The organism is Kitasatospora sp. NPDC091207, from assembly GCF_044768625.1.
GTDB lineage: Bacteria > Actinomycetota > Actinomycetes > Streptomycetales > Streptomycetaceae > Kitasatospora.
The window spans coordinates 61985-76056 of sequence record NZ_JBIVVS010000019.1; the positions used below are offsets into that span (position 1 = coordinate 61985).

Annotated in this window: 11 protein-coding genes; 7 read left to right on the forward strand and 4 right to left on the reverse strand. The window is 75.2% G+C overall.

What is annotated here, in order from left to right:
• Positions 1–61 precede the first annotated feature (61 nt).
• Both ACIQTO_RS27175 and ACIQTO_RS27180 read right to left on the reverse strand, forming a co-directional pair.
• Positions 62–2746 (reverse strand): DUF6493 family protein, encoded by a 2685-nt coding sequence (locus tag ACIQTO_RS27175; RefSeq protein WP_402393067.1) that lies wholly within the window; start codon positions 2744–2746, stop codon positions 62–64.
• Positions 2743–4128 carry an SWIM zinc finger family protein gene (locus ACIQTO_RS27180; protein ID WP_402393070.1) on the reverse strand — a complete coding sequence of 462 codons (1386 nt, stop codon included), beginning with the start codon at positions 4126–4128 and terminating at the stop codon, positions 2743–2745. The genes ACIQTO_RS27175 and ACIQTO_RS27180 overlap by 4 nt, the downstream gene beginning before the upstream one ends.
• A gap of 146 nt (positions 4129–4274) precedes the next feature.
• On the opposite strand from ACIQTO_RS27180, the gene ACIQTO_RS27185 reads away from it, so the two are divergent.
• Both ACIQTO_RS27185 and ACIQTO_RS27190 read left to right on the forward strand, forming a co-directional pair.
• A complete protein-coding gene (locus ACIQTO_RS27185) occupies positions 4275–5186 on the forward strand; it encodes an acyl-CoA thioesterase (protein ID WP_402393073.1) in 912 nt (303 codons plus the stop codon).
• A 110-nt stretch (positions 5187–5296) separates the two neighbouring features.
• Positions 5297–5947 (forward strand): TetR/AcrR family transcriptional regulator, encoded by a 651-nt coding sequence (locus tag ACIQTO_RS27190; protein ID WP_402393075.1) that lies wholly within the window; start codon positions 5297–5299, stop codon positions 5945–5947.
• Between the two features lie 6 nt (positions 5948–5953).
• Here ACIQTO_RS27190 and ACIQTO_RS27195 read toward each other — a convergent pair whose 3' ends face one another.
• On the reverse strand, positions 5954–7333 hold the full coding sequence (locus ACIQTO_RS27195; RefSeq protein WP_402393078.1) for a sulfite oxidase: 1380 nt from the start codon (positions 7331–7333) through the stop codon (positions 5954–5956).
• Positions 7334–8133: 800 nt separating this feature from the next.
• On the opposite strand from ACIQTO_RS27195, the gene ACIQTO_RS27200 reads away from it, so the two are divergent.
• The 5 genes from ACIQTO_RS27200 (at position 8134) to ACIQTO_RS27220 (ending at position 11981) form a co-directional block, all read left to right on the forward strand.
• The gene (locus ACIQTO_RS27200; RefSeq protein WP_402393338.1) at positions 8134–8646 is read left to right on the forward strand and encodes a polymorphic toxin-type HINT domain-containing protein; all 513 of its coding nucleotides are present in this window, start codon (positions 8134–8136) and stop codon (positions 8644–8646) included.
• 538 nt (positions 8647–9184) lie between these two features.
• A complete protein-coding gene (locus ACIQTO_RS27205) occupies positions 9185–9349 on the forward strand; it encodes an alpha/beta fold hydrolase (protein ID WP_402393080.1) in 165 nt (54 codons plus the stop codon).
• A gap of 80 nt (positions 9350–9429) precedes the next feature.
• On the forward strand, positions 9430–9804 hold the full coding sequence (locus ACIQTO_RS27210; RefSeq protein ID WP_402393083.1) for a MerR family transcriptional regulator: 375 nt from the start codon (positions 9430–9432) through the stop codon (positions 9802–9804).
• Positions 9805–10020: 216 nt separating this feature from the next.
• The gene (locus tag ACIQTO_RS27215) at positions 10021–11658 is read left to right on the forward strand and encodes a BCCT family transporter (protein WP_402393086.1); all 1638 of its coding nucleotides are present in this window, start codon (positions 10021–10023) and stop codon (positions 11656–11658) included.
• Between the two features lie 143 nt (positions 11659–11801).
• Positions 11802–11981 (forward strand): hypothetical protein, encoded by a 180-nt coding sequence (locus ACIQTO_RS27220; protein WP_402393089.1) that lies wholly within the window; start codon positions 11802–11804, stop codon positions 11979–11981.
• Positions 11982–12104: 123 nt separating this feature from the next.
• Here ACIQTO_RS27220 and ACIQTO_RS27225 read toward each other — a convergent pair whose 3' ends face one another.
• On the reverse strand, positions 12105–13805 hold the full coding sequence (locus ACIQTO_RS27225) for a DUF2398 family protein (protein ID WP_402393092.1): 1701 nt from the start codon (positions 13803–13805) through the stop codon (positions 12105–12107).
• Positions 13806–14072: the final 267 nt, after the last annotated feature.

Sequence of the window (14072 nt, forward strand, 5' to 3'; positions counted from 1 at the left end):
AGGGGCCCGACCACCCCACCACCCCACCGCGTCCCCGCCCGGCCGCCCCGGCCACCCCGCCTCACCCGGCCAGGACGTCGCGCAGGGCCCGTGCCTCCTTCACCAACCGGCCCGTACCGGACCGGGCCGCCACCTCCCCCACCTCGGCGATCGGGCCCCGCGCCGCGCAGCGACGGGCACAGTCCGCGGCGGTCCCGACCAGGTCCGCGGCGCCCCTCGGCGGCTCGCCCGACAGCACGGCCGGCAGCGCGGGGGCCAGCACCGACCAGACCGTCCCGTACGCGCCCGTCCCGGCGGCGACGGCCAGCGCCTGGGTGAGCCGGCTCGGCTTCACCGTGCCCTCGGTGACCAACACGCCCAGCTCGCGGCCGAGCAGCGCCCCGTCGAGGTGGCCGCGGGCGGCGAGGACGAGCAGGGCGTCCACGGCGGCCGTGCGGTCCTCGGGGAACCGGGCGCCCAGCCCGTACGCCAGCGCCAGGTGCAGCGCCGTCCCGGCGGGGCCGCCGGCCTCGGCGAGGACGGGCAGCAGCCCGGCCGCGCCGCGCCGCTCGCGGTCGGCGCAGTCGGCGAACCAGTCCAGCCAGCGGGCGGCCAGCTCCTCCCGGTGGTGCGGCAGGACGGCGGCCCAGTGCGCGGTCGGCTGCCAGAGCCACTCGTTCTGCTGCCGGGCCCGCGCCACGCTCGGCTCGGTGCCCTCCAGCAGGGCCCGGAAGTCGGCGCCCAGTCGCTCGCCCGCCGGGCCCCGCGGACCGGCGCCGAGACCGGGCTGGGCGACGCAGATCCGCTTCACGTCCTCCCACCAGCGCTCCTGGTAGAGGGCGCGGCTCCCGACGCCCCGGCCGGGTGCGAACCGCACCCGCTCGGAGGGCTGGCCGGGCAGGCCGCCCTCGCGCAGCCAGCGGGCCGCCCAGCGCCCGGCCGGTGAGGTCAGCCGGTCGGCGGCGGCCAGCACGGTCTCGTCCGTGGTCACGGTGAGCCGCAGCAGCGCCGCGTGCAGGTCGGCCTCCCCCGGCTCGACGCCCGCCGTCTGGTACCGGGCCAGCCGGTCGACCAGCGCGGCCGCCGCCAGCGCGCCGGTGGCGTCGGTGGGGGTGGCGAGCAGCAGCGGCGGCCGGTCGGCCGTGACCCGCTCGGCCGCCTCGGTCAGCCGGGCGGCGAACACCCGGCCGTACGGCGTGTTGTGCTCGCCGCGCAGCGGGCTCCGGACCTTCTTCCGGAAGACCGGGCCCCGCTCGTGCGGATCGGCCTGACCGGCGATCGCGGCCGCGACGTACAGGATGTCCGCCGGCCCGCAGTCGTGCCACCGGCCGACGCCGTGCCACGGGTGCACCCGCAGCACCGGCGCGAGGGCCTCGGCGAGTGCGGCGCGGTCGAGGTGGGCGTGCCGGACCAGGCCGTCCAGGGTGCGTTCGAAGACGGCGACCTCGGGCCGCTCGGCGGCCAGCAGCGCGGACAGCTCCTCGGCGACCTCGGCCGGCGTCGCGACGGGCTCGCCCAGCGGCCTCGGCACCGGGGCGGGCGGGAGCAGCTCGCTCCACCCGGTGTCCGGGTCGTCGCCGCCGACCGGCGCGCCCAGCAGCTCGCCCGCGCGGGCGTGGTGGGCCGGGTTCAGCCCCTCGGCGGCGAAGCGCAGGTCGGGCAGCACGGCCTCGCCGGCCGCCCTGAGGTGCCGGGCCACCACCGTGAGGGCCCGCTCCTGGAGGGCGGTGTCGGGGTGGCCGAAGGCCTCGGCCACCGCCAGGACGACCGGGCCGGCCCGGTCGGGCGAGCGCCGGGCGGCCTTGTCCAGCCAGCCCAGTTGGGCCCGGACGAGCTTCTTCTCGGTCCGGAACAGCACCACCGCCGAGGCCTCCGCCAGGACCTCGGGGTCGATCGCCCCGGCGCCGTCCAGCTCGGCGAGCACCTGCTGGGCGTGGCCCGCGACGACCGAGAGCCCGTCCAGCAGCGCGACCAGGCCGCGGACCTGCCGCGCGTACTCGTCCGGGGTGGGCGCGAGCGCCACCAGGACGGCGAGGAAGGCCCGCTGGTCGGCCGGCTTGCCGCCGCGCACCAGCCGGGCCAGGCACAGGTCGAGCAGCTCGGCGCGGTCCAGCACCCCGTCCTCGGCCAGCCCGGCGATGGCGGCGGGCCAGGAGTCCCCGGGCCGGTCGGTGCGCCCCTGCTCCAGCTGCCATCCGACGTCCGCCAGCTCGAACACCCGGGGCAGCAGCACCGGGGTGAAGGCGTCCCCGCGCAAGCACTCCAGCAGCGTCCTGACCCAGCCCCGGCGGGCGTCGCCGCCGCCGATCCGGGCCAGCCACTCGGTGGTGAAGGCGTCGGTGGCCGGCACCGGGCAGCCGGTGCGCCGGACCACCCGCTCGATCAGCGGGTAGAGCTCCCAGTTCCAGCCCGAGCCCCGGCGTGCCGCCAGCCGGGTGGCCACCTCGATCTGCCAGTCGACCGGCTGGGCCAGGACGACCTCGCCGAGCGCGGGGTGGCGGGCCCAGGAGCGGCCGGTGAAGTCCCGCCCGCCGATCCAGGTGGCGGCGCCGGCCGGGCCGGCGTGACAGCCCGCCCCGGCCACCAGCAGCGCCCCGGCCCGGGCGTTCGCCTCCTTCGACCACTCACCGCGGACCTGCTTGCGCAGCTCCTTGAGCTCCGGCAGGCAGGCCCGCCGCTCGGCCGGGCCGAGCGCCGCGACCAGCGCCGGCACCTGCGGTGTCCGCCCCTCGCGCACCGCCCGCAACAGCTCCTCGACGCCGCTCACGCGCCCGCCTCCCGTCCGCTCAGGGCCCGCTCCCGGACGACGGCGACGGCCAGTGCGTGCTTGCACGGCCCCCGCCCGCCCCGGTACTTGGCCCACCAGAGGCAGGTGCAGCTCACCCGGCCCGCCCCGTCCGTCCGCACCCGCTGGAGGTGGTCGTCCACCGTGACCTCGGCGAGCGCGCCGCCCGGCGCCAGCCGTACCGCGCCGGCCGCGACCAGCGCGTGCGCGGCCCGCAGCCGCGGGTTCCGCGCCTCGGCCCGGTGCGCGTCGTAGGGCAGTTGACGGTGGAAGTACGCGGCCTCGGCGGTGTCGTAGCCGATCTGCCCGGCGGTGCCGAGCCGGGTGAGCGCGGCCCGGACCCGGGCCGGGGTGAGCCCGGACTGCTCGGCCAGCTCGGCGACGTCGATCCTCGGCTCCCAGGCCAGCAGCACCGCGACCAGTTCGGCGTCCTGCTCGGCGGTGCCGGTGGCCAGCGCGCCGAGGACCCCGCCCTCGCCGGAGAAGCCGCGGGAGGCGTCGGGCGAGAGGGTGAGCGTGAGGCGCATGCCGGGCAGCACCACCTCCCAGGCCGAGGCCGCCGGGCCGTCGCCCGCCACCGGGCCGTACACCCGCAGGGCCAGCGCGTGGCGCAGCACCCGCTGGAGCGCCGCCAGCCGCTCCGGGCCGGGCAGGCAGACCGCGCCGGGGACGGGCCGGGTGGTCGGGCGCAGCGTCCGTCCGGCCGGCACGACCCAGCCGGCGGCGGCCCTGGCCCGCCCGCCGCCGCGCGGCAGCGAGCGCAGGAAGCGGACCGCCTCGGCGGCGGGCAGTTCGGCGCGCAGGTCGAAGGCGGCGGCCGTCACCTGGGTCTCGGCGAAGCCGCGCACCCAGCGCTCCGGCAGCGGGACCTTCTTCTCGACGACCGGCCCGTCGAAGGTGGTGACCTCCAGCGCGTCGGGCCCGACCGCGAGGTGCAGCGGCTCGGCCGGACCGATCCGGGTCAGCGCCTCCCGCAGCGGGTTGTTGACGTCGACGTTGGTGGTGCCGTGGCCGATGTCGTCGCCGTCGAGTCCGGCCCGGAGCACGTCGAGCCGGGCGTAGACGCCGCAGCAGCCGGAGAAGGACTCGAAGCGCAGCCGGTCGCCGTTGGCGGTGACCACCGGGTCGAGCGAGGCGCGCAGCTGCGGCTGGTAGTAGCGGGCGGCGGCGACGTCGGCGACCGCGAGCAGCGCGGCGGCGGCCGGGGCCGGGTCGGCCAGGAAGCCCGCGAAGAAGCGCGGGTTGGCGACCGCCCCGAGCGGCGTGGTGCCGCCGGAGGTCTCCAGGGCGAGGCGCGGGCCGTCGGCACCGTCGAGAACGGCGGACGGGCGCAGATAGGCGTACGCGTGTGCGGCTTGCGTCATGCGGAGCACGCTAGGAGGGGCTACTGACAATCCGTCGGCCGCCCGGCCTTCGGCCCCCGGTACTGAAACAGGTTCTACCGCTGTTCTCCGGTCGGGGGGTTACCCAGATCACACCGCCGGACGGCGGCTTCTGCCACTATGTCCCCGTGACAGACCTGACCGAGAAGGAGAGACGGGCCGACGACATCGCCGGCTCGTTCGCCGATCTGCTGCGGATCGAGCGGCTGGACGAGAACACGTTCCGGGGGCGCTGCCATGCCGGGGCCCCGATGCGCGCCTTCGGCGGCCAGGTCGCCGCGCAGGCGCTGACGGCCGCCGGGCACACCGTCGGCGACGACCGCGACGTGCACTCCCTGCACAGCTACTTCCTGCTCCCCGGCGACCCGGCCCACCCGATCCGCTACGAGGTCGACCGGGTCCGCCAGGGCCTCTCCTACGCCACCCGCCGGGTGACCGCCGTCCAGGGCGACCAGGTGATCTTCACCCTCTCCGCCTCCTTCAAGCGGCCCGAGCCCGCTGCCGACCGCCACCGGGACATGCCGCCGCTGCCCGGCCCCGAGGAGCTGCCGGACGCGCTCGCGGGCTGGGACGCCGCGGCCCGCGCCGAGCTGAGCCGCACGGGCGGCTTCGGCTCGCTGGACCTGCGGTTCGTCCCGGCGGACGCGCCCGGGGTGCCGCCGGCCGTCCCGGGCATGCCGCAGCAGTTCGTCTGGCTGCGCACCGCCTCCCCGCTGCCCGCCGGGGACCGGCTGCTGCACGTCTGCGCGCTCACCTACCTCTCGGACCTCACGCTGGCCTCGACGGCCGGGCTGCACGTCCAGCCGAACTTCTTCCAGCGCACCGAGCCGCCCCGGCTGATCATGGCCTCGCTGGACCACGCGATGTGGTTCCACCGTCCGTTCCGGGCCGACGAGTGGCTGCTGTTCGCCCAGCGCAGCCCCTCCTCCTCGGACGGCCGGGGGCTGTCGCTCGGCGAGTTCTACGACCGGGACGGCCGGCTGGTCGCCTCCGCCGTCCAGGAGGCCCTGATCCGCGACCGGGCGCCCCGGCCGCGCTGACCCGGCCGTCCACCGCCCGCCCCGGCCGGCGGGCGGTGGACGGCGGGCGAACGCGGGCCGACCGGTCGGCGTCATACTCCTGAGCGGTTCCGAGCCGTATCATGGTGCGGGTGACCAAGGTTGACCTGTCACCACGACCGGTGGAGGCGATGTCTCCACGTCAGCTCGAACGCCGCGAGTCCCTGATCGCGGCCGCGCTCGCCCTGGTGAACGAGATCGGTGTCGAGCGGCTGCAGATGAAGCAGGTCTGCGAGCGGTCCGGAGTCGCCCTCGGGACGGCGTACCGCTACTTCTCCTCCAAGGACCACCTGTTGGCCGCGGCCATCGCCGAGTGGCACCGGCTGCTGCTGGCCGACCTGGTGGCGGAGCTGCGCGGGCCGCGGGCCGGACTGGGGGCCACCGACCGGGTGGTGCGCTTCGTGCGCGGAGGCATGCGCGCCTATCAGCGCCAGCCCGAACTGGCCCGGCTCCGGGTGGCCGTCGCCGCCTCCACCGACCCCTTCGCCAGCGAGGCGCTGCAGGGCATGGCGCGGGCCGACAGCACCGCGCTCCAGGCGGTGATGGCCGAAGTGCCGGCCGCCGCCAGCGATCTGGTGCGGCACATCGTCGGCCACGCCTGGCAGGGCGAGCTGACCGCCTGGGTGACCGGCCGCACCACGCTCGGCGACGCCCGACGGCGGCTGGAGGACGTGGTGCGGCTGGTGCTGACGCCGTACGAGACGCCGCACCCGGCCCCGTACGAGGTCCGGCCGAGCATCTGAGAAACGTCAGGCCGCCGTCACCGGGTGGACCACCACCGCGTCGAACAGATAGCCCTCGCGGTTGAACACGGCCGTCTCGGGCTGGGTGTTGCCGCGGCGGTCGGTCGCGCGGGCCCGCAGCTCGTACGGACCGGGCCGGTCCGGCCGCCAGTCGAAGCTCCAGCGCGTCCAGTTGTCGGCGCGCGGCTCGTCCCGGAGGTCGGCGCGGTGCCACCGCAGGCCGCCGTCGGTGCTCACCTCGACCCGGCGGACGGGGGCCGCGCCCGACCAGGAGCGCCCGTGCAGGCGGTGCTCGCGGCCCGCCTCCAGCACGGCGCCCCGGGCGAGTTCGAAGGCGCTCTTCACCACCTGGGTGGTGACCGGCGCGCTGCCCCCGGCCGGGTAGTCGGGGCCGAACAGCCGGTAGAAGTCGGTGTTCCACGGCGAGTAGAGCGGCTGGTCGGCGACCTCGATCGAGCCGACCCACTTGATCGAGGCGATCCCGATCCAGCCCGGCACCACCAGCCGGACGGGCGCGCCGTGGTCGGGCGTCAGCGGTTCGCCGTTCATCTCGTAGGCGAGCAGGACGTCGTCCAGCGCCTTCGCGACCGGCAGTGGGCGGCGCACCCGGCCGAGGCCGACGCCGCCGCTCACGTACTCCGGGTCGAGGCCGCTGGGCAGCACGTCCACCGCGGCGCGGGTCAGGCCGGCCCGGCGCAGCACCTCGGCCAGCCGAACGCCGCGCCACTGGGCGGAGCCGACCCCGCCGAGCGTCCAGGGGGTGCCGGGCACGGTCTGGTTCTGCTGGGTGGCGTAGAAGCCGCGGCCGTTGCCCGCGCACTCGATCAGGGCGCTGATCCTGGTGGCGGGCAGCGCGCGCAGGTCCGCCAGGCCGAACTCGACCGGCCACTCGGCGCTCGGGCCGCCGCGCAGGCCGCTGCCGAAGAGCCGCAGCCGCCAGCCGTCGGCGTCGATCACCGGAGTGCTGGTGTGGTTGCGGACGAAGAACCGCTCCACCGGGACGTGCCGGCCGATCCCGCCCTGCGCGTCGCGCAGCGCGTCCCAGCGCATCTCGGCGTTGGTCCCGCGCGGGACGAACCACTCGGCGGGCAGCGGCTTGACGATCCCGGGCACGGGGGACGCCGCGTCCGCCACGGGCACCGCCGGCTCCGGGTTCGCAGCGGGTACGGGGGACGCCGGACCCTGCGCGTACGCGCGGCCGGGGGTGAGCAGCCCACCGGCGGCGAGCACGCCGGCGGCGGCGAGCATCCGCAGCAGGGTCCGGCGCTCGACGCAGTCGGCGCGCGCCTCGCCGGCCAGCCACTGCTGGCGGCGCACACGGTCGTACGCGGCCTCGGTGGGGATCGGGCTCGCGAGGGTGGTCCGGGTGGTGTTCTCGGTGGGCACGGGCACACTTCCGTTCGGTCTCGGTGGACGGTCGGGCGGGCTGTGCGGCCGCGCGGGCGGGGACGGGGGCGCCGATGGCGCGGGCCCGCTCCGGCCCGGCGGGGCGGCGGGCGGGCGGGATCAGCGACAGCGCGTGGCGCGTCGGACGCGACGGGCGGCGGAGCGCCGGACCGGAGCGGCTGTCCGCCCGGTCGGTCTCGCTGTGCGCAGTCCCCCGGTCACGCCCCGGATCATAAGGTCGTGCCCCGCGCCGCGTCAGCCGATCCCGCGCATCGTCGGCGGCCGGGCCCGAACCCTCCTACCGGGCCCGGCCCCCGGACCCTCGACCCCGGCCTCGGGACCCGGGCTTGACCTTCACACCGGTGTGAACTCCTACCGTGCCAGGCACCGAGACGTCCACCGCCGAACAGGAGCCCCACCATGGCGGAGAAGACCGCCACCGCACCGCCACCGCTGGCCAGGATCGTCCGCGGCTCCGGCCCGGCCTGCTGCTCGCCCACGGCGCCGGCGACAGCGCCCGGGACAACTGGGGAGCGCTGCTGGACGACCTCGCCGCCCACCGCACCGTCGTCGCCCCCGACTTCCCCGTGTGGTGTTCAGGTGCGGTGTCAGCGGGAAGCGGCTTCACGTCAGCGACTCCTGTCAGGAAGAGCCGCAGGTAGGGCGATGTAGCTGGGCTTGAACGCTGACGTTGGACCGTACTTCCACCGACGTATGACCGCATCGGACGGTGACTTCCCGTCCGCACTTCACAGCACCTGATCGGCATCAACACCGGCGGACCGTATGCGACTCCTGGGCTGACGGCGACCGCCGGACATCCGATGCTGGTGGAGGATGCAGGATGGGTGCCCGTTGAGGCGATCGACGCCGGTGATCGCCTGCTCTCACCCGACGGTTCGTTGGTCGTTGTCCAATCCGTTGTCGACTACGGAATCCAGGACGACAGCCTTGTCTACAACTTGACAGTTGGCGACCTCCACACCTTCACCGTTCTCGATGGGGACAACGATCTCCTCACCCACAACGATGGCTTGTACTGTCCGCACGGGCGGGCGCCCACAACCAAATTCACCCGGGGCGGAAAGAAGAAGGTATGGACGGCCGCCAAGGAGAAGGGCGGCGGAACGGCACGGTGTGAGGACTGCAGGGTCGTTGTGGTCAAGCCCAAGCAGTCGAAGAGGGGCGTCACTCCGCCGAACAATGAAGGCCACGTCGACCACGTCTGGCCCAAGTCGAAGGGTGGGAACGGCTGTCCTTGCAATGGTGAATTGAGATGCCGTTCATGTAACATTGGGAAGAGTAATCACTGAGGCTTGCGAAAGCGTGAAATGATCGAATTTTCGGACTCGGATATTGGAATTCCGGGACACCTTGGCCCTTTCTATCTCCCGGAAAGCGACGACGTTGCCTACGTGACAGACAAGGTATTCGACGGAGCTCCCGTCGAGTCGGTCTTTCTGGATGACGAAGGTGACATTCAAGCATTCGGCGAGGGAGACGAGGGGGAGGACTCGGAACCTAGGCTTGTGCACTACTCGCATATCGCTCATGGGAACCATAACCTGGCTAAGCTTCCGCGGCTCCCGCTGGAGCACTGGGCGGTATGGGACGAGGATCGAGGTCTGTGGCGGGTGATGCCGGCATAGGATCAAGAGGCCACTCGGGCAGATCGCCCGTGTGGTGTTCAGGTGCGGTGTCAGCGGGAAGCGGCTTCACGTCAGCGACTCCTGTCAGGAAGAGCCGCAGGTAGGGCGATGTAGCTGGGCTTGAACGCTGACGTTGGACCGTACTTCCACCGACGTATGACCGCATCGGACGGTGACTTCCCGTCCGCACTTCACAACGCTGGTGATCAGCACCACCGAGGACATGCTGGTGACGCCCGGCCAGCACCGCGCCCTGGCCGAGGGCATCCCGGGCGCCCGGCTGGTCGAACTCGCCGCCGGCCACCTGCCGACGGTAGAACGGCTACCCGGACTGCGCCAGCTGGTGCTGGACTTCGTGGCCGGGTAGCGGCACCGGCGCGCCGCCCGGGCCCAAGGCCCGGCCGGCCGGCCGGGAACAGCCCGGTCCGAGCGGGTGTTCGCCCGGTCATGCGCATCGGAGAACTCGCCCGCCTGACCGGGGTGTCCACCCGCCTGCTGCGGTACTACGAGGAGCAGGGGCTGCTCACACCGGCGAGGTCGGCCGCCGGCTCCCGCGAGTACGGCGAGGACGCCCAGGTCCGGGTGCGGCAGATCCGCGGCCTGCTGGCGGCGGGCCTGCCCACCCGGGTGATCGCCGGGATCCTGCCGTGCGCGAGCGGCCCCCTCCCGGCCCTGGAGGCCTGCCCCGATCTGCTCGCCACCCTGCGCGGCGAGCTCACCGAACTCGAGTCCCGGATCGGCGACCTGACCCGCAGCCGGCGGGCCCTGGCCGGGTACCTGGCCACGGCCCGCCCGACCACCCACGCGTACGCCGCCGCCTGACGGCCGCCGCCCTCCGGCACCGCCTCGCACCGCCTCGCACCGCCTCGCACCGCCTCGCACCGCCTCGCACCGACCGACACCGTCCTGACGACCCGTCTGCTCGGCCCTCCTCGGCGTGCCCTCCACCCGCTCCGCTCAACGACTGGACATAGTACGACATGTATCCATTTTCCGATCGTGTCGCCGACCGTCCAGTACGCCAGGAGAGGGACCCTCATGAGCAGTCAGCCACCAGGCCCTGACGAACCCGCCGCGACCCTCCCGGTCGACCGGATCGTGTTCGGCGTCAGTGCCGTCCTGGTGCTGGGGGTGGTCGCCTGGGGCGTCTTCGCCAAGGACTCGCTCGGCCGGACGTCCGACACCGCGCTCGACTGGGTGCTGCACAACTTCGGCTGGCTGTTCGTGGTCGCCGCCGACGTCTTCCTGGTCGTCACCGTCCTGCTCGCGTTCAGCCGCTTCGGCCGGATCCGGCTCGGCCGCGACGACGACGAGCCGGAGTTCTCCACCCTCGCCTGGGTCGCGATGATGTTCAGCGCCGGCATGGGCATCGGTCTGATGTTCTACGGCGTCGGCGAACCGCTCCAGCTCTACGCCGCCCCGCAGCCCGGTTCCGGCCTGGAGCCGCAGAGCCCGGCCGCCGCCCAGCAGGCACTGGAGTTCTCGCTCTTCCACTGGACCCTGCACCCCTGGGCGATCTACGCGGTCGGCGGCCTGGCACTCGCCTACACCACCTTCCGCAAGGGCCGGGGCAACCGGATCTCCGCCGCCTTCGTGCCGCTGATCGGGCAGCGTGGGGCGGACGGCTGGCCCGGCCGGGCGATCGACCTGCTCGCGGTGTTCGCCACCGTCTTCGGCTCCGCGACCAGCCTCGGCCTGGGCGCCCTCCAGGTGGCGGACGGCCTCGGCTTCATCTCCTCGGTCGAGAACACCGAGCGCACCCAGCTGGTCATCATCGGCTCGCTGACCGCCGCCTTCGTCCTCTCCGCCTTCTCCGGCGTGCACAAGGGCGTCAAGTGGCTCTCCACCTCGAACGTCGTCCTGGCGTCGCTGATCATGCTCTTCGTCTTCGTGTTCGGCCCGACCGTCTTCGTGCTGGACGCCATCCCGTCCACCGTCGGCGGCTACCTCTCCGACCTGCTCGTGATGTCGAGCCAGACCGGCGCGTTCACCGACGAGGACTGGCTCGGCTCCTGGACGATCTTCTACTGGGCCTGGTGGCTCTCCTGGGCGCCGTTCGTCGGCACCTTCATCGCCCGGATCTCGCGCGGCCGGACCATCCGGCAGTTCCTCACCGGCGTGCTGCTGGTGCCCAGCGGGGCGACGGTGGTCTGGTTCTGCGTGATGGGCGGAACGGCGATCCGGCTGAACTCCACCGGTGAGGCCGACCTGGTGGCCACCATCCCGCAGGGGGCCGAGGCGTCGCTGTTCGAGATGCTGCGCTCGCTCCCGCTCGGCGCGGTGACCAGCGTGATCGCGGTACTGCTGGTGATGACCTTCTTCATCACCAGCGCCGACTCCGCCTCGCTCGTGCTCGGCTCGCTCTCCAGCCGCGGCTCCCTGCACCCGCGCACCTGGCTGGTGGTGGTCTGGGGCATCCTGATGGGCGGCGTGGCCGCCGCGCTGCTGCTCGCCGGCGGGCTCACCGCGCTGCAGAACGCCACCATCCTGGTCGCGCTGCCGTTCGTCGTGGTGATGCTGCTGCTCTGCCTCGCCCTGGTGAAGGAGCTGCGCGAGGACCCGGCGGCCGGCCCCTCGCGGTTCCACGCCGCGCACGGCCTGCGGGACGCCGTCCGGGTCGCCGTCGGCGAGGCGATGGCCGACGCCCGGCGGGGCCCCCGACCTCCCTCCGGGTGAACCGCCGGCACCCCGGCCGCCCCACCCGACCCGGGGTGGGGCCCGCGCCCAAAGGCCCTGTCGGCACGAACCGACGCCCAGCCCCCATCCGGACTTCACCCGCGCGTACCGCTCGTTCACACCGCGCTGGAACGCTCTCTGTCATGAACGCCAACCCTCCGGCGACCCTCCAGGAACCGCGCTTCCCGCTCCCCCAGCGCCACCGCCGCTTCCTGGCCTGTGCCGCCGTTCTCGCCTCCGTCGCCCTCGGCTCCCTGGGCGTCGGAGCCACCGTCGAAACCGTCCAGCACGGCCCGCTCACGACGGCCACCGCCAGACGCTGACCCGCCGGCCCCGGCGGCGCGCCGGTGCGGCCGCCGCCTCCTGACCCCCTGGCACCGCGATCCGGCCCCCGGACGCGGTGCTCTCGTCCTTCCGGAACCGGTTCCGCCTCCCCGCCGGAGCGCTCAGGCCCGCTGCTCCGCCCGGGGGCCACCGGGCGCGGGGACCACGACCGGGCCCTCCCGCCGGGAGTGCCGGCCCGTCCCGGGGACGGGGAGCAGGTCGGGCGCGGGCGCGAAGCGGGCGGCGGGGGCGCGGAGCAGCCAGCCCGGCGGGCGGGTGCCGCGGGGTGCGCGGACGATCAGGCCCATCCGGTGCAGCAGGTCGAGCGCGTCGCGGCGCAGCGCGGTGCGGTCGGCCAGGTAGTCGCGGCGCCGGTCGACCGGGAGGCCGTAGTCGTCCGCGATGTCCCCGAGGACGCCGTCTATCAGCGCGTCCGGAATCGGGACGTCCGGGCCGATGGCCTCGCCGGGCAGCGGCCGGACCTCCTCGACCAGGCGCTCGACCAGCAGCAGGGCGGCCTGGGCGAGGGCGTCGGCGCCGGGCAGGGCGAGATCGGTGAGCTCGTCGGCGGGGTCGAGCAGGGCGACGCCCTCCGCCCGCGGTTCGGCCTCCAGGCCGAGGAACTCGGCGAGCGCGGCCGGGCCGGTCCGGTGGTGGAGGTCGAGCCAGCCGCGCTGGTCCTCGGGCAGGTCCGCGGCGAGCACGGCCGGGGTCTCGGCGAGCCGGCGGCGGACGGCGGTGCCGGGATCGGCCTCGGCGGCGCGGCGGATCAGGTCGGCGGCGTCGTCGGCCGGTCCGGGCGGCCCGGCGGGAACGGCGCGGGCGAGCTCCCGGTCGACCGTCAGGACGACGCCGTCCTCGGCCGGGCCGGCGGGTATCCCGCCGAGCACCTGCCACTCGGCCAGCACGGCGAGGGCCATGGCGAGGTCGGCGGGTGCGGCGGCCGGCCCGGGGGCGGCGGCCCGCATCCGCGCCAGCAGGTGCCCGAGCGGGAGGCGCTCGGGGGCGTCCACCAGCAGGGCCAGCGCGAGGGCGAGCTGGGCGTAGCCGCCCGGGGTGAACGGGGCTCCGGTGCCGGGGTGTTCGAGGCGCCGGGCCGCGCCGGGGCCCAGTCCGGCCTTGCAGAGCCGGGCGTGCCAGGGGCCGACCACCAGGCGGTACCCCAGCAGGGTGTCGAACTGCCCGGTCAGCCAGTCCCGGTGACGCCGGATCAGCGGGAACCCGTCGGCGTGCGGCCCGGAGGCCGTGACCAGCGGGTGGGCGAGCAGCAGCCGGGCCGCGATCCGGCGCTCGGCGGCGGCGGAACGATCCTGCGCACCGGCGGCCGAACGGGCCGGCTCGGGCTTGCGGTGCTTGCCGGGCGGGCCCGGCTTGGCACCTGAGCGGACGGCGGGCAGCGCCCCGTCGTCCCGCCGGGCCCGGCGCTGGCGGCGCGCCGGCCTCGGCTCGCGCACCCGGAGCGCGGCGGGGGCGTACGCGGTGGGGCCGTGCCACCAGCTGACGGCCGCGTCGCCCGCCACCGTCTCCGGGCCGGCCGCCGGCTCGGTCGGAACGCCGAAGTGGCGGGCCGGGTACAGGCCGAAGGAGGCGACGCAGAGGTCGTCGGCGGTGGCGGGATCGGCCTCGGCGAACCAGCGCGCGAGCCGGAGCAGTCCCGGATCGGGCGAGAGGGCCGCGGGGGCGGGCTCCTGCGGAGCGTCAGGACCGGCTTCGCGTACGACGACGACGGCGACGGTGGTGCCCTGCCCCGCCCCGCCCGTGCGCCCGTCCGACGTGCCGCCGGCCACCCGCGTGGTGCCGGCCGCGTACTCCTGCTGCTCCATGTCGTGGACCAGACTAGACGGTGGGCGCGGCCGCCGGTGGCAGCAACCGGACCTCGCCGGGAATTGGCCGGCGCCCGGTCGGCCGGGCCGCCCCCGGCACCGGCACCGGCCGTCCACCCGCCGCGCCCGGCCGGTCCACCCCGGGCTACGCGCGGGTAACATGCCCTTCCCCGGACGGGTCCGGTCACCTAGGGTGCGAACGGGCGGCCCGTCCGCCCAGGGTGCGGACGGACGGGCCGCCCGCCCCATCACCCGGAGGACACCGCC